Raw genomic sequence first — 18,107 nt, forward strand, 5'->3', positions numbered from 1 at the left:
CTGTTTTGGGTATCGCAATTTGGCTAAAAGCCGATCCGTTTTCGCCCACCCTGAGCAGCCTTGCCTCCGGCATATTCCCTGAGCTCCTCCAGTTCCTTTTCAAACCCTCCTGAAAGTATCGGAAAACGGCACCAGGACCTGGGATCCAGGTTCAGGTCGTCCACATGAAAAGAAGGGGCATATCTTTCACGTTTCCATTGGTTGCGGCTCCATAGTCTGAAAAACCGCTCGGTCCATGACAGTATCTGATTGTCGCTGTACCGGTTTTTATATTGTACCTGAATACTTTTGTAAGCATCCGTTGGAGATTTTTTATCCCGGATAGCAGCACGTTCCAGATCGTTGAGGAAATCGTAGGGCATCAGATCCGCCTCGTCCGTCTGATTCCTTTCCAAAGGTCTCAGCTCTGCTGTCGGCTGGAGACTGTTTACTTTTTTCAGGCCTTCTATCTGAATATGTTTCCCTTTCACTTCGCAGCCTGTTATTTCCAGCCACCGGAGCCACTGGCGCAGGTAGTGCTTATCAATCCCGGCCAGCGGACTGATACTCCCGGAGGTATCCCCATCCATGGTGGCATAACCAACGGCCACTTCCGAGCGGTTGGAAGTTGCCAGCAGCAGATGGTTATACAGGTTGGTCAGAAGCCATACGCCTGGGGCACGTACCCTCGCCTGAATATTCTGCAAAGCAATGTCATCCTGTTCCCAGGTCAGTTTTCTGCCGATCTGCTCTTCTATCAGTCCAATGTAATTTTCGACCAGGCCATTGATACTGATATTATAAAACGTTGAACCGATAGACTCCGCAAGGGAACGGGCTGATTCAAGGGTATCTTCGGAGCTGTTTTTGGTACCCTGATATATATTTTGGATCAGCACACGGGCTATTTCATCCTCCGTTTGAGCCAGCTGAATACCTTTTATATAAGATAGCTTTTTCTTCATCGCCTCAAGACCTATACTTTCATCGGCCAGGCGGATCATCAATCCGCAGAGTGCCGTACAGGCGCAGGAGTCAGCTCCGCCGGATAGCGAAATTGTGAATCCGTTCGACCGGCTTTTACGCAGGTAATCGAAAAGAGCCAGACATACCGCCCTGGCGAATTCTTCTTCCTTCAATGCTCCTCCTTTTTCAAAAGCTTCCAGTGCTGCTATCTGCTGCGGAACGGGATCTATATCCGGAAAATCAAAACGTGCTTTTACCAGCCACGACCTATCCTTCGATAGCTGAGACCTGTTTTGCACCTGGCTCAAACGTGTGAAATCCGTGTCGATCACGGCAGCGGTAATCAGAAAATCCTGGTAACTGAATCGTGAGCTGGTTACCAGCAGCTCGCCGTTGGAGGCAATCATTGCATCTCCGTCGTATATTGCCCTACCCGCTTCATTCCCCAGCAAATTGGTGTAAATGTAACTGCATGCAAAAGATCTGGATCCGTCTATAACCAGCCTTTCACGCGTCAGAAATTTGTGAAACGCAAAGTGGCTTGCACTGGGGTTCAGGATTATATCAACCCCTCTTTCATAATGCCTGCGCCCCGGCCTGTTGGCTACCCAGGCATCCTCACAGATCTCAAAAGCAAGCCTCACTCCGTCGGATGAATTACCAGCCAGGTCAAAAACAATATCCCCGATCGGGTAACTGATCTGGTTCACCTCAATACTTTCTACTGCCCCTGCGGGCCAGGCATGAAACCAGCGGGCTTCATAGTGAATACCATTATTGGCCAGGTTATGCTTACAGTAAAAACCGGCGATCTGCCGGTTGACGATCAAACAGGCAGCGTTATACAGCCGGTTATTATGCCTCAGCGGAAGCCCCACCGAAACCACCATGCCGCCGGTGACGTGCACAATTTCCGACAAACACTGTAATGCCTGTGCAGCCAGGTCGGGTGCAAAGAAGTAATCCTCACAGCCATAACCTGTTATACAGAGCTCTGGTAGACAAAGCAGTGTAATTTCCTGTTTACGGGCTTCCTCAATGGCATGGATGATATTGGCAGTATTCGTTTCCCACGCCATCGGGGTTTGATTAACAACTCCTGCGGCGGCTTTTATTAAAGGCATAATGAATCACTGGAAAAAATATACTAAATTAAATGATCGCAGCAGTAAAGATAGCAATCTGGCGAATCCGCCCACTTTCTCACAATAATTAAAAAAACATGCAACGGTACGCTTTAATTCCGGTGTCTCATTTTTAGAGTGAGGAAAATCGAAAACCTATACTGAACCAGCCATACTATGAAAAAGTATCTCCTGAATTTATTGCTTTTTTGCTCTTCCGTTGGGATCGTATTAACTTCCTGCCATCAGGATGATACATTACCACTCGAACCGGTTAAAACATATACTGAGCAGGAACTGCGGGTAATACTTACCTCAAGATTATGGCGGGTGGATAAAATATTCAAAAAAACAGGTACTGAAACAGTCGAACTGACCAAGGACCCCCTGTTTAATACGAAGTTTTCCTACCGCAAAGCAATTTTTTTTCAATTCCCGGACAAGTACCTGGTTTTTCAGTCGGGTACAATAATAGAGGATCCGGGATTATTTGCTGACTCTGTTGAAACCTACAGCGTCCTGAATAAGATCGTTTATCCAACCAACATGATCTATGAATGGGATGAAAGCCTTCAAACCATCGTGATCAAATCAGAAGACCGGGAGGATTATTATCTCAAAACTCCCAGAAACCTCACCGGTGTGCTGGACCAGTCATCCATCCGCATTTTTGATACCATGGAAACCGCGAAAAATGCTGGTGTAGTTGAAAATATCAGTTTTACCGTTGCAGTTGATGATCCTGAAGAAGGGAAGTCAACCTACATCTTAAATTTACAACCCACTTGGAAATATGGAACTGACCCAATTGATGCACGCTACTTTTACTATGCGATCTTTTAGCAAATTAAGTTTAGGCCTGAAAGCGGCAATCCTGCTGACAGGACTGGCATTTCTGACCTTTTCCTGCCAGAGTGTCAGCGACTTACAACCACAGGACAATGACGAAATTCCGGAATCGGTATTGAATATTTTAAGGACAGAATTCCCCGAATCAGGGCAAATACGGATCAATGCCATAGAAAAAGATAGAGTCTGGAATGCCCGTCTGCAGCAAAAAGCGGATGAATTTGACGTAGTCGTGGACCGGATCATGGTCCTTACCAATTTCAGGCTTGCCGGTGACGCCGTTCCTGCTGGTTACAGGCGGGTTTTTGATTCTCTCTTTATCGGGGGCGGAGCTTATTCAGATTACAGGGAAACACTGGAATTTTCTACTGTAACCAATTCACGTGATTATTCGGTCAAATACAAATGGAACGACAAGAATTATCTGCTGAAATGGTCGGTATCGGGTGCTATTGTCGGCAGCAGGTACGACATCTATCTCTATCCTGATACGGATATGGAATACCTGACTCCAAAACTTAACGACCTCCCTGATAATATCCAGGCACTTATCAATGCCAGACAAGGTCAGGAATTCCGCTGGGCAAATGTATACATCGGATCGGATCAGAAGAAAACTTATAAAATTCATTTGAGCGCCGGTACCCTGGAACTACGGGAAGACGGCTCCATGATATATTCTACCTTAGGGAAGTTTGACAACAACATTGGTAAGGAAAAATTTCCTGCCACAGCTCTGACAGCGATAGCAAACGATCCGTTTGCGGTAAATTTCCCCAGGTTTTTCGGGGAGAAATTTGAAGACAACGGGTTTATTGGATACAGGGCTCTGTTATGGAACGATTCCCAGCAGTATTATCTATATTTTGATAACAGCGGAAATGTAGTGAAAAAATATTACATGGCTTATCCCGAAATGTAAATACCCCTTCATACCCCTGATGAACTTCTTCCGCTCTAAAAAATACAATTCGTTAACCGAACTGGTACAAGCCTGCCAACAGCAGGATACCAGAGCGCAGACGATGTTGTACGAGCGTTATAAGAATAAACTTACAGGCGTATGCCTTCGTTACGCCAGAACCAAGGCCGAAGCTGAAGACATATTCCAGGAGTCGTTTGTAAAGGTTTTCAGGTATATTAATGAAGTGAAAGATCCCGAATCCATTGATAGCTGGGTAAAAGCAGTGGTGATCAGGACAGCTATTAATTATTACAATCGCACTACCAAGCAACAGGAACTTAATTCTTCCCTTGAAATGCATACGTATGATTGGGAAAATGACGATTATGTAAGAATTATTGACCAGTTGAATATTGAAATACTGCTGAAGGTCATCAATCAGTTGCCGGATGGCTACCGGATGATCCTCAACATGCATCTTATTGACGGCTATACACATACCGAAATTGCCGGTATACTTTCCATTGCGGACAGTACCTCCAGATCGCAGTACCTGCGTGGGCGGAATTTGTTATTGATAAAATTACAGGAATTAGGAATTACGCAAAATGAAATCTTCTGACGAACCAATAGACGAGGCATTGCGGAAAGCCCTGAAACGCAAATTTGATGACTTTGAAGTGGTCCCTCATCCTGATATGCTGGACCGGGTGATGGGTGCAATAAACTCGACCCCCTTCGCCGGTAAAGTGCAAAAACCGGTCATTATCATGCTTGTAGTGGCAATCACCATTACTTCCTTGTTGCTGATCCGCTATGAAAACCTCTCGGAAGAACAAAACCCGCTGATTGTTTCCCTGATAAAACCGGGCAAAACAGATACCGACAGGAAGCAGCCTGCAACAGTAACAGGAAGCAGTGAAAAGCATACCGAAACATTCATCAAAAGCTCCCTTGAAACCCCTGCCCAAAAACTGCCTGCGCATGCTTCTGAAAGTAATGCAGAAAAGAAAGCGATAACGTTAGATACAAAACCTTCGGGTATCTTCATTGCCGGTGGAAACAGAGGAACGATCCAGGCAGCTGCCGATCGCAAGTTTAAAGCCGGGCGGGATACATTACAACCAAAAAGTTCGGCTTCTGCAAAAACGCTTCTAGCCGGCAAAACCACGGATAGTGATCTTACTACATTCCAACCTGAAACAAAACCGGGTGTTTCAACCCAAGCCCCGGTCACTGATGTTTCCGCCCAGGAGGAGAAAATTAAAACCATACCTATTGCCGAATCTTTCAGTATGCAGCAATTGCTCCCGAGACCTTATTACACTGCAGGGTTGGGTAAAGTACCTTATGCAGGACCTGATATTGAAAAACCGGATTTCCCTGATAAACCTGCCCCCTATCATTTTTTGCTGTCTGTTACACCCTTAAATACTTTCCAGAAAGTGACTATTCTGCCGCAGACAGATATTAAATACCAGAATTTCATCCTGCCATCCGCCGTTTCGGCACAAACACTGGGTTTCAAAGTTGATGCAGGAATTGAAAAGAAAGGCTTCCAGCTGCTTGTTGATTACAGTCGTTTCAGCCAGGTGATCCACTACGAAATTGCAACAGAAGAGTACAACGTTGAGCCTGCCAAAGGCGGTGATTTCAACATTGTGAGGCAAGGTATACCTGTCAGCGAGCGCACAAATTTCAACATGCTCGGACTATCCCTGCAAAAAGTGGTTTTCTTTAAGTCCCCGGCCCTGAGAGGGTACTTCGGGAAAGCTGGGGTAACCATGAGCCACGCGCTCTCCTCCTCTCAGAACGCCGCTTCCGGGAATATAGGCATTGGGAAAACCTGGAAATTGAGCCGTAACACGCTACTGGTTGCCGGCCCCGAAATAAGTTACAGCTTCACCAAGCTTAAAACCAACAACGAGGCATTTCTTTTCCGGCCCTATCAGCTGGGCCTGTCGGTGGGATTGAAATTTATCAAACATTGATGTTATACACAACTTCGCTAACTGTTCTGAAAATAAATTTTAAGATAAATACTTTCATTAATGGGTAAGTTACTGAATCCCGACTTGCAGCTGCCGGTCGGGATTTTTGTTGCTTCCCACTTTTTTGAAGACACAAGCATTGAAAATAATTTATCCTATTTTTGCCCTATTTCCCATTAAACGTATTCCCTTTTGCAATTTCCTTCTTTCATAGCCGCTCGTATCCGCCATAATGAGGCCGGTTCTTTCTCCGCCACGGTGTCCAGGATAGGCGTTGCAAGTATTGCTATTGGTGTTGCCGTGGGGATACTTGCTTTTGCTGTTTTATTGGGTTTTAAACAAACCATCCGCCAAAAGGTTTTTCTTTTCGGCGCCCATATCAACATCAGTGCATTTGCATTGGGCAATACCTACGAGGAAGGTCCGCTGCCTGTTAAAAACCCTGTGTCAGAAGAATTGCCAAAAATCCCGGAAATTGATCACTGGCAGGCGGTAGCCCATAAATCGGGCATTCTTAAAACAAAGGAGGAAATTAAAGGAGTTGTTTTAAAGGGAGTAGGTAAGGATTTCAATTGGGATTTATTTAAAACGACGCTGGTGAGCGGAAGGCTTTTGGGCTACAAGGATTCTTCGGCCATCAGGTATGGCTATTCCTCCGAAATCATCATCAGTAAAAAGATAGCTTCCCAGCTCGTATTGAAACCCGGTGATGACGTGATCATGTACTCTCTTCAGAACCCACCCCGCCCACGCAAGCTCACCATTGCCGGAATTTACGATACCCAAATGGAAGAATTTGACAACACACTGATCATCGGAGACCTGGCTCTGGTACAGCGCCTCAATGGCTGGGGTGCCGACTCCGTGGGCACCTATGAGATATACCTCAAGGATTTTTCAAAACTGGATCAGGTCGCTTCCAGGTTAAAAGCTGTGTTACCTCCGGCGGTTTATCTGTCGAAAGTGACCGATTCCTTTCGTCCTTTGTTTGACTGGCTGATACTGCTCGACCGCAATACCGCCGTGTTCATGACCCTCATACTGTTTGTAGCCTGCTTTAATATGGTATCCATCCTGCTGGTTATGATCATGGAACGCACACCGCTGATCGGCCTGCTGAAAACGCTGGGCAGCCCGAACCGCCAGATCAGAATGGTGTTTTTCAGAGTTGGAATTTATATGGTGCGAAACGGATTGCTGATCGGCAACGCCACCGGCCTGCTGTTATGCTGGCTGCAGTACCAGTTCAGATTCATTCCGCTTGATCCGGTCAATTATTATATGGATACCGTTCCCATTGTGTTCGACTGGCCCGTGTTTGGGTTAGTCAATGTGATTACCATGGTGGTTTCAGCACTCATTCTTTCGATCCCTACCCTGATCATCACAACCATCCAGCCGGTGAAGGCGCTTTTATTTAAAAAATAAAGCAGAAAAATAAAGTCCCAGATGCTGCACGGGTATCTGGCTACTGCCAGCTTATTTTCCCAAGCCTTTCAGCGGCTTTTAAAAGTGTATCATCATTTTTGGCAAAGCAGAATCTCAGCACTTTGTAGCTGACCGGCGCAGCATAAAAAGAAGAAACCGGGATTGAGGCTACACCTATCTCCCTGGTGAGCCGCTCGGCAAGAGCCAGATCATTTTCTTCAGATAACCCCGCATAACCCGCATTCTGAAAAAAACTACCCTCAGTTGGCCTGATGTCAAATCCGGTAGCTTTCAGGGCATCGTTAAAAAGATCCCGTTTCCGCTGATAGAAAGCCGACAGCTCCAGATAATGCTCCGGCTCATTCAGAAATTCGGCGATGGCGAACTGAAAAGGAGTAATCACGCTGAATACCATAAACTGGTGTATTTTCCTGAACTCCACCATGAACGCCGCAGTAGCCAGACAATACCCCAGTTTCCAGCCCGTAATATGAAAAGTTTTACCAAAAGAACCGCAGATAAACGAGCGTTCTGCCAGTGATTTAACAGAAGAAACCGATAAATGTTTTCGGCCATCGAAGATGATATGCTCGTAAACCTCATCGCTGATCACAATCAGATCATGCCTGCTGGCCAGGGTATCCAGCTGAAGCAGATCTTCCCGGGTCCACACATACCCAGAAGGATTATTAGGCGTATTGACAATAATCGCACGTGTCCGGGTCGATATGCGGGTACTAACCTGTTCCCAGTCAATTTTCTGAAACCGGGGGTCCAGCGTAACGTACACCGGCACACCTCCGCTCATCCGGATGGCCGGTACATAACTATCATAAGCAGGCTCAAATACAATTACCTCGTCTCCCGGACGGACTACCGCCGAGATAGCAACATACAAGGCCTCGGTTGCCCCGCTGGTGATGGTTATCTCCAGGTCAGGATCATAGGAACAATGGTTGTAAGTATTAATTTTTTGCGTAATGGCTTCCCGCAGCGCGGAAACGCCTGCCATGGGAGCATACTGGTTTTTTCCAAGCTTCATATACTTGCTCACCAAAGCCTGCAGGCCAGGCGCACAATCAAATTCGGGGAAGCCCTGAGCCAGATTAATGGCATCAAACGCTCCCGCAAGTGCTGACATTTTGGTAAAAATGGTGGTACCTACCTCCGGAAGCTTGGAAGTAAAAGAAGTGGCAGAATGCGGCATCTGAAAAAAGTAACTAAAAAGACAAAACCCCTGTATCAAAACTAGCTGATAACAGAGGTTTTATAGATATAGGAATGAAGTTATTTTTTGTTTTTGAAATTATAAATCTTTTCAAGTACCCTTTTAACCTGCGGCTGGCCGTCAAAATTTTCGTCCACAAAAGCATACAAAACCTTTCTGTCGCCTCCCACTACAAAAAGAGCAGGCGTAAAAACTTCTTCGGATATCCCCGCAATACGATCCCAGATCGGAGAGGTTTCCGAAAATACCCCGTATGACCGGGCCACGTTGTGATCCTTGTCATGGAAGAATGTCAATTCTGCATCGAGCTTTTTTGAAAGTCTTTCGATCTGCTTAGGCGACTCCGTCGTTAATACCAGCACCTGCCCGCCCAGCGCTTCCACCTGTGGCGTAATTTCCTGCAAAAAGTTCAGATATTTTGGCGCATAACTCCCCCAGCAGGTACAGTAAAAGGTAATCACCAAAGGTTTGGACTGGATCAAATCCATGAGGTCACGGGTGTCACCCGTGACCGAAAAGCCGGTAAGCGACGTCACGGGAAATCCTTCATCCGATTTCAGATAAAACAAAGGGGCTATATCGCCCTCCCTGAGCGACTCCACCGATTCAGAAATTCTTTCTTTCAGTTGGATCGTAGATACATTACCCAGTTCATCTTCAATTTCGTAGTACATAAGTGCCAGGGGGTTGAATACTATAAAATGCAAATATATTATTAGTCTATATATTCTACAAATTTAATAGATTATTATTCTGAACATTTTTAATCGGTATTTTAAGCTATTTTTTGTTAAAATGAAAACCTATCAGTTCTGTGGGAAAGGCTCTTTTGCTGTCTTAGCTTAAAAAGGAGGCGTTTCCAGTTTCAACCTGGAAAATGTAAAATGCCTTACAGTACCTACGTTGGCCAGCATTTCACGCAGAGGAAGTGGCGGATATAGCGGGATTTCGGACAATGCACTCAGTTCGTGCCATCTGCAAAGCAGCTCGCCGGAATCATCATGTACAATCTTGTCCTCTGTATCTTCCAGGTCGGCTATGTCCATCAGATAATAAAATCCGATTTCGTGGTGATCAATACCCTCGTATTCGAAAAAATTTTCAGCAACAGCGATCAGGCTACCCACTTTTGCCCGTTTCCCCAGCTCCTCTGACATTTCACGCTGCAGGGCTTCAGCAGCAAATTCAAACATTTCGACCCGCCCGCCAGGCAGGCTCCAGTAATTATCGGCAGGAGTTTTGTGTAACAATACTTTTTCCCCGACAGTTGCAATACCTGCAACCCGAAAATTAAATAGTGCATTGCTGACATTTACACTGATCGTCTGTCCTCCGTTCATCTGTTGCAGTTAATCACAGATCAAATTTCTTCTTTTATTTCTCCGGTGGTCGACTGCCGGATATCCAGCCTCGTTTGCAGACACCTGGTTTCAAAACCGGATACTCTTTTAGGATTTTCGATCAGCTGAATTAATAACTCGGTGGCCTGTTGGCCCATATCCAGCGCGGGTTGTACCACGGCACTCAGAGGGGGATTGAAAAGCTGTGCTACCGCAATATTGGTAAACCCGATCATCCCGATTTCCTGCGGAATCCTGATCTTATTTTTGACTAAAACAGCCATACAACCTGTGGTAAGCCGGTCGCTGGCAGCAAATATGGCGTCCGGAGGCTCCGGCATATCCAGCAATTGCTGCACTGCCTCCTCGTTCTCACTGGTTACCATTCCCCCATGGTGACAATATTTCACATACGACTCATCGTATACAATACCGTGGTCTTCCAATGCTTTCCGATAACCTCCCAGCCTTTCGGATGTAATCGACAGATACCTCGGACTGGTAATGTGCGCAATCCGCCTTTTGCCGGTTTCAATCAGATGCGCCGTGGCTTTGTAACTTCCTTCAAAATTGTCTGCAATAATCTTATGGGTATTGTCCGTCTGCGGGACCCGGTCAAAAAACACAATGGGCATACCCTTCTCCATCAATTCCTCAAAGTGATTGATATCCGTGGTCAGGCTGGATAGCGACACCAGCAGGCCGTCTACCTTGCGCGACACCAGGTAATGGGTATTGGCCAGTTCCCGCTCAAAGGATTCGTGGCTTTGGAAAATAACCACGTGGTAACCCAGGTTATAGGCAATGGACTCAATACCGTTGATCAGCTGAGAAAAAAAGTAGTTGGCAATTTCAGGGATGATAACCCCAATGGCTCTGCTCTTGCTATCCTTCAGACTCAGTGCTATGGGATTGGGCCGATAATTCATTTTCTCGGCATATTCCATCACCAGTCTTTTGGTCTCCGGATTAATCTCATAACTATTGCGTAGCGCCCGCGACACCGTCGAGGTTGAGAGGTTCAAAGCCTTTGCAATATCTTTTATGGTAATAGTCTCCAAAACAAATGCAGGTTTATTTCAGCCGGTAAGTTACACTTAAAAACGAAATCTGAACCGCCGATTCGTCCATCCCATTCCTTCAGAAGCCGAAACAAGCGGGTCGGCGTATCTCCAGATAGGAGGACTGATAACGTTCCCGATAACGATTGCACAAAAAAAGACAATTCATTATTTGATTTTTATTATTATCTGATCTAAACTCGTCCCAGTACACTCCGATACCCTTGACGCAATATGTGAGGTTACACCCGGAAAATTAACTTAAATCCTGAATGTATTCCCAGAATATTTTTGATCTCCGTGGTAAAACCGCGCTTGTTACCGGCTGTAATAAAGGTATAGGTAAAGCTATGTCCCTGGCGCTGGCCGAAGCTGGTGCAGACATTATCGGTATATCTTCCTCCATCTGGAAAGGAAGCGAAATTGAAACTGAAATCACAGCTCTGGGCCGAAGCTTCTCTGCTTATCAGGTTGACCTGAGCAGCCGTGATTCTCTTTATGCTTTTATCAGACAGGTCAAACAGGATCACCCGGTTATTGATATCCTGATCAATAACGCAGGGATTATTCTGCGCCAGCCCGCTGCCGAACACCCAGACGAGTACTGGGACAACGTGATGAATATCAACCTTGATGCACCTTTCATACTTTCCCGAGAAATTGGCCGCGATATGGTGGCACGCGGATATGGGAAAATCATCTTCACGGCCTCTTTGCTCACATTTCAGGGGGGCATCAACGTGCCGGGTTACACGGCGTCAAAAAGTGCCATTGGCGGCTTGGTTAAAGCACTCTCCAACGAATGGGCGGGTAAAGGTGTAAACGTAAATGCCATAGCACCAGGTTATATCAATACGGACAACACCGAGCCGCTCAGGAATGATCCTGTCCGGAGCAAATCCATTCTGGAAAGAATCCCCGCCGGGCGCTGGGGCCAGCCAGAGGATTTCATGGGGCCGGTAATTTTTCTGGCGTCCAAAGCATCCGACTACGTCAGCGGTACCGTGGTCACTGTGGATGGCGGATGGATGGGCAGATAATTTTTTGCCACCTCCACAATTTTATCAGGTCCGGCCCTTTGAATACAGTTACTCCAGGATTCGCACCAAACGGAAAATAACCCCTAATTATATGAAAATCAGATTTGAAAGCAGTCCCGGAGAAGTAGCACAGATGAATACTTCGTCATTAAGGGAACATTTTTTAATAGAAAACATATTCCATGACCATGCGATCGACTGGGTGTATTCTCATTACGACAGAGTCATGATCGGAAGTGCAATGCCAATCTCCGGAGCTCTTGTTTTAAATACTTTTGATTCCTTAAAAGCCGATTTTTTCCTGGAAAGAAGGGAGCTTGGCATTATTAACATTGCTGGTGACGGCATTGTTACGGCCGACGGAGTATCCTTCGAAATCAGCAAACTGGACTGTGTATATGTTGGGAGAGGAACAAAAGAAGTGACTTTTGCCAGTCTGGACCCAGCAGCACCAGCGGCATTTTATCTGCTTTCTGCTCCGGCGCACCAGCCTCACCCCACACGCTTGTTCACCAAAGAAGACGCCACACCCGTGACGGTGGGCAGCAGTGAAACCTCCAATCTCCGAACCATTTATAAATATATTCACAGAGAGGGTATTCAAAGTTGCCAGCTGGTAATGGGGCTTACGGTACTCAGTGCCGGAAGCGTCTGGAATACGATGCCAGCACATGTGCACGACCGTAGAATGGAGGCTTACTGTTATTTTGATATCCCTGATAACCAGAAAGTCCTGCATCTGATGGGGCAACCCGCCGAAACCAGACATATCTGGATAGGCGACCGCCAGGCTGTCATTTCTCCTCCCTGGTCGATCCACGCGGGATGTGGCACGGCCAATTATTCTTTTATATGGGGAATGGCGGGAGAAAATAAAGATTATACCGATATGGATTCCGTTGCCATCAACGACTTACGCTAAACATAATTCAACTCAAGATGAACCTGACAACAAAAGGAAATCAATTCATTCAGGATGAAAGTATTACCTGGGAAGACCTGGGAGCGGGATTGAAACGAAAAATGATGGCCTACGATGACAACCTGATGATGGTTAAGGTATCTTTCGAAAAAGGAGGGATTGGCGCACTGCACAGTCACTATCATACGCAGATGAGCTATGTTGAAAGCGGAGCATTTGAAATTACGATAGGAGATAAAAAAGAAATACTGAAGAAAGGAGATGTATACCACATTCCGCCAGATATCCCCCATGGCGCATTGTGCCTGGAGGCAGGTATACTGATTGATATTTTCACACCGCTCCGGGAAGATTTTATAACTCGCTAAAGGAAGCTTGAAAACAAGATACAGTACTTTTCAACAATCTATTTTGCGAAATAACGAGGTAAAATGCCATCCAAATGAATCATTTTTTCAAAACGATTGTACGGATTACTTTCCCCCTGTCGGCGATCCTGCTATCCCTTTCCGGTTTCTCCCAGACCAAACCCTGGTCGGTCCGCATGGCGGAATCCTTTATGACCAATCATAAAGACTCGATCCTTGTGGGCAAGAACACTATTACCCGCTGGGATTACGAACAGGGACTGATGCTGAAAGCATTGGAAAAGGTATGGAACCGTACCGGTGATGGTAAATATTTTGAGTACATCAGAAAAGATATTGATCAGTACGTGCGCGGGGATGGCAGTATCCGGAGTTACAGGTTCGATGATTTTAATATAGACAACATCCCCACCGGAAGAGTACTCTTGACCCTTTACCAGCAAACACTGCCGGATAAGGAAAAATACAAAAAGGCATCGGACCGGCTCTGGCAACAACTGGAGCAACAACCCCGAACCAAAGAAGGCGGCTACTGGCACAAAAAGAAATACCCCTATCAGATGTGGCTCGACGGGCTTTTCATGGGTGAGCCCTTTGCCGCAGAGTACAGCCTGCTCTTTAATCACCCCGAACATTTTGAGGATATAGCTAACCAGTTTGCCCTGATTGAAAAATATGCCGTAGATGAAACGACCGGCCTCATTTACCATGCCTATGACGAAAGCCGGGAGCAAAAATGGGCCGATAAAAAGACGGGGCGTTCACCCAGTTTCTGGGCTCGTGCCATAGGCTGGTATGCCATTGCGCTGGTGGATGTACTCGATTATTTCCCAAAAAACCATCCCAGGAGAACCGAGCTGGTTAAATATCTGCAGCGCCTGGCACCGGTGCTGGTAAGGTATCAGGACGGCAAGTCGGGCCTTTGGTATCAGGTGATTGACCAGGGCAACCGGGCCGGTAATTATTTCGAAGCATCGGCATCCTGCATGTTCGTTTACGCACTGGCCAAAGGTGCAAGGATGGGTTATATCACCGAAAATTACGCAGCCGACGCCCGTCGTGGATACAATGCTATTCTTGCCAATTTTATTGAAGAAGAAGCCAACGGCACCATCAGCCTTAACAAAACGGTAAGTGTGGGCGGCCTGGGCGGCAATCCCTATCGTGACGGCAGTTATGCTTATTACCTGAGCGAACCCATCCGCAAGAATGACCTGAAGGGATTAGGCCCCTTTATTTTTGCCAGTGTGGAAATGGAGATAGCAGCCGAATACGGAATTGGAAAAGGGAAAACCGTGGGGCTGGATTATCACTTCAACCATGAATTCAGAAAGGGGCCGGCCGGTACCGAAGAGGCATTCCACTATACCTGGGAAGACCGGCAGCATTCGGGTTTCTGGCTTTGGGGGAATATTTTCAATGAACTGGGAGCAAAAACGACTTCCATAAAAGCTGCACCAGCAAGGGACAATCTCAAAGGAATTGATGTGTACATCATCGTTGATCCGGATACAAAAAAAGAAACAGCCAATCCTCAGTACATTAGCCCGGGTGATATCAAAGAAATTGAAAAATGGGTGAAAGCCGGAGGTATTCTGGTTCTGATGGCCAATGATACCTCCAACTGCGAGATACCCCATTTTAATAAACTGGCCCAGGCCTTCGGGATCCAATTCAGCAACCGGAACCGGAACATGGTACAGGGTATGCAGTTCGAACAGGGAAAAATAACAGTATCGGCCAGCGCAGGGCAAGTTTTCAAAAACAGCAAAAAACTATATATCAAAGAGTTATCTCCGTTGTCTTTAACAAAACCTGCCATCGCTTTGCTCGAAGACGACGGTGATATTATCATGGCCACTTCCAGGTATGGCAAAGGGGTCGTCTTTGCCGTGGGAGATCCCTGGCTTTACAACGAGTATCTGGACGGCCGCAGGATTGATAGCAGTTTTGAAAATTTTGCGGCAGGAAAAGATCTTGCCGTATGGCTGCTCAACAAAGTTCCCAAACGAAATCAGTAGGCTATGAAATCGCATTTGTTTCGTGAAAACCTGCGGTGTCTCCGCAAACACTCCCCCGTAGAGGTGGCCGATGACAGTATTTTTCATTTGCCCGAAAAAGTACTTCAGTTTGGCGCCGGGGTATTGCTGCGCGGATTGCCTGATTTTTTCATTGACAAAGCCAATCGTCAGGGCATATTTAACGGGAGAATTGTGGTGGTAAAAACCACTTCACCCGGCGATATCCGGTCGTTTGAAAAACAGGACAACCTTTATACCATTTGTACCCGAGACCTGGCTGACGGCAAAACCATTGAAGAAAATATTATTTCATCAGCGATCAGCCGGGTACTTTCAGCCAAAAGCCAGTGGTCGCTGGTACTTGATCTTGCCAAAAATCCCAATATCGCGGTTATCATTTCTAATGCAACCGAGCTCGGCATCAAACTTGTACAGGATGATATCTATCAATGGCCCCCGGTATCATTTCCCGGAAAGATACTTGCTTTCCTGTATGCCCGTTATGTTTCCTTTGGCGGTAGCACGGACAGCGGGCTGATCATCCTGCCAACAGAGCTCATCCCGAACAACGGAGCGCGGCTGGAAGCCATCGTTATGGAACTTGCCCACCGCAACGGGCTCGAGAGCGCTTTTATTGACTGGCTCGAAAAACACAATGATTTCTGCAATTCCCTGGTTGACCGCATTGTGCCCGGACTGCCCGATGAGACTGTTAAAAATGAGATAGAAAGTGTTCTGGGATATACGGACGACCTGATGATCGTCACAGAAAAATATCGGTTGTGGGCCATAGAAGGCGATGAGCGTATCCGCCAGAAATTATCGTTTGAACAGGCCGACTCGGGTGTGGTAATCCAACCTGATATTGAAGTTTTTCGTGAGCTTAAACTTTATCTTCTCAATGGCGCGCATACCGCAGGTGCTGCACTGGCTTATCTGTGCGGTTTTCAAACCGTCTCGGAGGCGATGGAAAACACTTCCTTTTCTACCTTTCTGGTCCATCTGATGGAAGACGAAATTGCCATAGCCATACCGTATCCTGTGGAAAGATCCGTTGTTTTGAATTTCACTCAGATGGTACTGGATCGTTTCCGAAATCCTTTTATGGAACATAAGTGGTCTTCCATCGCTCAAAATTATTCAGCCAAAATAGAAGCCCGCGTGCTGCCTGTTTTCTTTCAATATCTTGAAAAACAAAAAGTTCTTCCGGAATACACCACCTTCGCGATAGCAGCTTACCTGCTGTTTATGAAAGTTGTGAGAAAAAACGGAGATGGCTATTTTGCAAAATCCGGCGATACTTTTTATCAAATTCAGGATCCGCAAGCTCCTCTCTTTTATCAGTACTGGCAAACCGGAAAACTTCCTGGGGTGGTGGGTTCTCTGTTGGGAGAGCAGGCTATCTGGGGACAGAATTTAGGCAGGATCGAGGGATTAACCAGGCAGGTAACCTCTCACGTTGAGCTACTGACCAACAAAGATCCGCTGGAAGCACTCGCTACATTTCTAAGCAAAGCCGAGTATGTATAATACCTCCAGGTACTTTTCCATATTTTTACATTAAAACCCAACCTTCCCTTTTCATGCAAACCGAAATGACCCGATACCGCTGGCGTGTAGTAGCATTGCTGTTTTTTGCCACCACCATTAATTACCTCGACAGACAGGTACTCGGTCTTTTGAAACCGACATTGGAAACAGAATTTGGCTGGACAGAATCCGATTTCAGCCATATTGTAATGGCTTTTCAGGCGGCGTATGCTTTTTCACTGATCGGTTTTGGCGCTATTATTGACCGCATCGGCACCAAGCTCGGATATATTATATCGGTGGTGGTATGGAGTATTGCGGCCTTACTACACGCTTTTGCCAACGGTACCATGAGTTTCGGCCTGATGCGCGCCCTTCTTGGTTTGGGAGAAGCGGGCAACTTCCCGGTTGCTATAAAAGCAACGGCGGAATGGTTCCCTAAAAAAGAAAGAGCATTGGCTACCGGGATTTTTAATTCAGGTGCCAATATTGGAGCCGTGGTCGCGCCCATTATGGTGCCATGGATCCTTGGACTCTATGGCTGGGAGCAGGCTTTCCTGATCACCGGTGCGGTTGGTTTTATCTGGCTTTTCTTCTGGATAAAATACTATGAATTACCTGCCCGGCAACCACGAGCAAACGAGGCCGAAATTAACTATATATTAAGCGATAATGAGCCGGATACCAGCAAAGAAAAACCTGTAAAGTGGCTGGAACTTTTTAAGATACGCCAAACGTGGGCCTTTGTTTTTGGTAAAATGCTCACTGATCCCATCTGGTGGTTTTTCCTGTATTGGCTCCCATCCTATTTTGCAGAGGCTTTTAAACTGAACCTTTCCAAACCCAGCATTGAGCTGGTAATTGTTTACACGGCAACTACCATCGGCAGTATTGGCGGAGGATACCTGTCAGGCTTTCTGATCAATAAAGGATGGCCCGTATTCAGAGCAAGAAAAACGTCCATGCTATTGTTTGCAGTCTGTGTGATGCCCATTATGCTGGCCCAGTATACCACCAATATCTGGCAGGCAGTGGTACTGATAAGCCTGGCGGCGGCGGCCCATCAGGCCTGGAGCGCAAATATTTTCACAACAGCGAGTGATATGTTTCCTAAAAAAGCAGTGAGCTCCGTGGTGGGGATCGGCGGGATGGCGGGCTCTGTTGGCGGCATTCTTTTCCCGATGCTGGTGGGTTATATACTGGATACCTACAAATTTGCCGGTAACATAGGAGCAGGTTATAACCTCATTTTCATTATCTGTGGTTTTGCTTATTTACTTGCCTGGATCGTCATGCACTTTTTTGCTCCCAAAATGGAACAGGTAAAGATTTAGATTTACCCATTATATCCAACCT

The 18,107-nt window shown here is 46.3% G+C and carries 16 protein-coding genes; 11 read left to right on the top strand and 5 right to left on the bottom strand.

What is annotated here, in order from left to right; genetic code table 11:
• Positions 1-23: 23 nt before the first annotated feature.
• On the bottom strand, positions 24-2,069 hold the full coding sequence (gene nadE / locus KOE27_RS16540) for an NAD(+) synthase (protein ID WP_215239953.1): 2,046 nt from the start codon (positions 2,067-2,069) through the stop codon (positions 24-26).
• Between the two features lie 177 nt (positions 2,070-2,246).
• Here nadE and KOE27_RS16545 point away from each other — a divergent pair, with 177 nt between their 5' ends.
• The 5 genes from KOE27_RS16545 to KOE27_RS16565 all read left to right on the top strand — a co-directional run bounded on the left by KOE27_RS16545 (position 2,247) and on the right by KOE27_RS16565 (position 7,241).
• Positions 2,247-2,912 (top strand): hypothetical protein, encoded by a 666-nt coding sequence (locus tag KOE27_RS16545; RefSeq protein WP_215239954.1) that lies wholly within the window; start codon positions 2,247-2,249, stop codon positions 2,910-2,912.
• Positions 2,899-3,840 carry a hypothetical protein gene (locus KOE27_RS16550; protein WP_215239955.1) on the top strand — a complete coding sequence of 314 codons (942 nt, stop codon included), beginning with the start codon at positions 2,899-2,901 and terminating at the stop codon, positions 3,838-3,840. The genes KOE27_RS16545 and KOE27_RS16550 overlap by 14 nt, the downstream gene beginning before the upstream one ends.
• A gap of 19 nt (positions 3,841-3,859) precedes the next feature.
• Positions 3,860-4,444: an RNA polymerase sigma factor gene (locus KOE27_RS16555; protein ID WP_215239956.1), complete on the top strand. Its 585-nt coding sequence runs from the start codon at positions 3,860-3,862 to the stop codon at positions 4,442-4,444.
• Positions 4,431-5,813 (top strand): hypothetical protein, encoded by a 1,383-nt coding sequence (locus KOE27_RS16560; protein WP_215239957.1) that lies wholly within the window; start codon positions 4,431-4,433, stop codon positions 5,811-5,813. Before KOE27_RS16555 ends, KOE27_RS16560 begins: the two co-directional genes overlap by 14 nt.
• Positions 5,814-6,005: 192 nt before the next feature.
• On the top strand, positions 6,006-7,241 hold the full coding sequence (locus KOE27_RS16565) for an ABC transporter permease (protein WP_215239958.1): 1,236 nt from the start codon (positions 6,006-6,008) through the stop codon (positions 7,239-7,241).
• A 40-nt stretch (positions 7,242-7,281) separates the two neighbouring features.
• Here KOE27_RS16565 and KOE27_RS16570 read toward each other — a convergent pair whose 3' ends face one another.
• The 4 genes from KOE27_RS16570 to KOE27_RS16585 all read right to left on the bottom strand — a co-directional run bounded on the left by KOE27_RS16570 (position 7,282) and on the right by KOE27_RS16585 (position 10,870).
• Positions 7,282-8,448: a methionine aminotransferase gene (locus KOE27_RS16570; protein WP_215239959.1), complete on the bottom strand. Its 1,167-nt coding sequence runs from the start codon at positions 8,446-8,448 to the stop codon at positions 7,282-7,284.
• A gap of 80 nt (positions 8,449-8,528) precedes the next feature.
• Positions 8,529-9,143 carry a peroxiredoxin family protein gene (locus KOE27_RS16575; RefSeq protein ID WP_215239960.1) on the bottom strand — a complete coding sequence of 205 codons (615 nt, stop codon included), beginning with the start codon at positions 9,141-9,143 and terminating at the stop codon, positions 8,529-8,531.
• A 168-nt stretch (positions 9,144-9,311) separates the two neighbouring features.
• Positions 9,312-9,809, bottom strand: coding sequence for an NUDIX hydrolase (locus KOE27_RS16580; RefSeq protein ID WP_215239961.1), 498 nt, complete (start codon positions 9,807-9,809; stop codon positions 9,312-9,314).
• 20 nt (positions 9,810-9,829) lie between these two features.
• Positions 9,830-10,870, bottom strand: coding sequence for a LacI family DNA-binding transcriptional regulator (locus KOE27_RS16585; protein WP_215239962.1), 1,041 nt, complete (start codon positions 10,868-10,870; stop codon positions 9,830-9,832).
• 272 nt (positions 10,871-11,142) lie between these two features.
• Between KOE27_RS16585 and kduD the strand changes: the two genes are divergently transcribed.
• From kduD to KOE27_RS16615, 6 genes are all read left to right on the top strand, one after another.
• On the top strand, positions 11,143-11,910 hold the full coding sequence (gene kduD / locus KOE27_RS16590) for a 2-dehydro-3-deoxy-D-gluconate 5-dehydrogenase KduD (protein ID WP_215239963.1): 768 nt from the start codon (positions 11,143-11,145) through the stop codon (positions 11,908-11,910).
• A 91-nt stretch (positions 11,911-12,001) separates the two neighbouring features.
• Entirely contained in the window at positions 12,002-12,832 is an 831-nt protein-coding gene (kduI, locus tag KOE27_RS16595) for a 5-dehydro-4-deoxy-D-glucuronate isomerase (protein ID WP_215239964.1), read from the top strand.
• A gap of 17 nt (positions 12,833-12,849) precedes the next feature.
• Complete coding sequence (locus tag KOE27_RS16600) at positions 12,850-13,200, top strand: cupin domain-containing protein (protein ID WP_215239965.1); 351 nt, start codon at positions 12,850-12,852, stop codon at positions 13,198-13,200.
• 176 nt (positions 13,201-13,376) lie between these two features.
• A complete protein-coding gene (locus KOE27_RS16605; RefSeq protein WP_215241643.1) occupies positions 13,377-15,221 on the top strand; it encodes a glycoside hydrolase family 88 protein in 1,845 nt (614 codons plus the stop codon).
• 3 nt (positions 15,222-15,224) lie between these two features.
• Positions 15,225-16,751: a tagaturonate reductase gene (locus KOE27_RS16610; RefSeq protein ID WP_215239966.1), complete on the top strand. Its 1,527-nt coding sequence runs from the start codon at positions 15,225-15,227 to the stop codon at positions 16,749-16,751.
• Between the two features lie 53 nt (positions 16,752-16,804).
• Positions 16,805-18,085 (top strand): MFS transporter, encoded by a 1,281-nt coding sequence (locus KOE27_RS16615; RefSeq protein WP_215239967.1) that lies wholly within the window; start codon positions 16,805-16,807, stop codon positions 18,083-18,085.
• The last annotated feature ends 22 nt before the right edge of the window (positions 18,086-18,107 follow it).

Origin of the sequence: Dyadobacter sp. CECT 9275 (assembly GCF_907164905.1) — a bacterium.
Taxonomy (GTDB): Bacteria; Bacteroidota; Bacteroidia; order Cytophagales; family Spirosomataceae; genus Dyadobacter; species Dyadobacter helix.

Excerpts from the sequence above, each read along its gene's own strand:
- kduD (WP_215239963.1), top strand. The coding sequence starts at position 11,143 with ATGTATTCCCAGAATATTTTTGATCTCCGTGGTAAAACCGCGCTTGTT.
- KOE27_RS16560 (WP_215239957.1), top strand. The coding sequence starts at position 4,431 with ATGAAATCTTCTGACGAACCAATAGACGAGGCATTGCGGAAAGCCCTG.
- KOE27_RS16545 (WP_215239954.1), top strand. The coding sequence starts at position 2,247 with ATGAAAAAGTATCTCCTGAATTTATTGCTTTTTTGCTCTTCCGTTGGG.
- KOE27_RS16610 (WP_215239966.1), top strand. The coding sequence starts at position 15,225 with ATGAAATCGCATTTGTTTCGTGAAAACCTGCGGTGTCTCCGCAAACAC.
- KOE27_RS16580 (WP_215239961.1), bottom strand. The coding sequence starts at position 9,809 with ATGAACGGAGGACAGACGATCAGTGTAAATGTCAGCAATGCACTATTT.
- kduI (WP_215239964.1), top strand. The coding sequence starts at position 12,002 with ATGAAAATCAGATTTGAAAGCAGTCCCGGAGAAGTAGCACAGATGAAT.
- nadE (WP_215239953.1), bottom strand. The coding sequence starts at position 2,069 with ATGCCTTTAATAAAAGCCGCCGCAGGAGTTGTTAATCAAACCCCGATG.
- KOE27_RS16570 (WP_215239959.1), bottom strand. The coding sequence starts at position 8,448 with ATGCCGCATTCTGCCACTTCTTTTACTTCCAAGCTTCCGGAGGTAGGT.
- KOE27_RS16600 (WP_215239965.1), top strand. The coding sequence starts at position 12,850 with ATGAACCTGACAACAAAAGGAAATCAATTCATTCAGGATGAAAGTATT.
- KOE27_RS16550 (WP_215239955.1), top strand. The coding sequence starts at position 2,899 with ATGCGATCTTTTAGCAAATTAAGTTTAGGCCTGAAAGCGGCAATCCTG.
- KOE27_RS16605 (WP_215241643.1), top strand. The coding sequence starts at position 13,377 with ATGGCGGAATCCTTTATGACCAATCATAAAGACTCGATCCTTGTGGGC.
- KOE27_RS16615 (WP_215239967.1), top strand. The coding sequence starts at position 16,805 with ATGCAAACCGAAATGACCCGATACCGCTGGCGTGTAGTAGCATTGCTG.
- KOE27_RS16575 (WP_215239960.1), bottom strand. The coding sequence starts at position 9,143 with ATGTACTACGAAATTGAAGATGAACTGGGTAATGTATCTACGATCCAA.
- KOE27_RS16555 (WP_215239956.1), top strand. The coding sequence starts at position 3,860 with ATGAACTTCTTCCGCTCTAAAAAATACAATTCGTTAACCGAACTGGTA.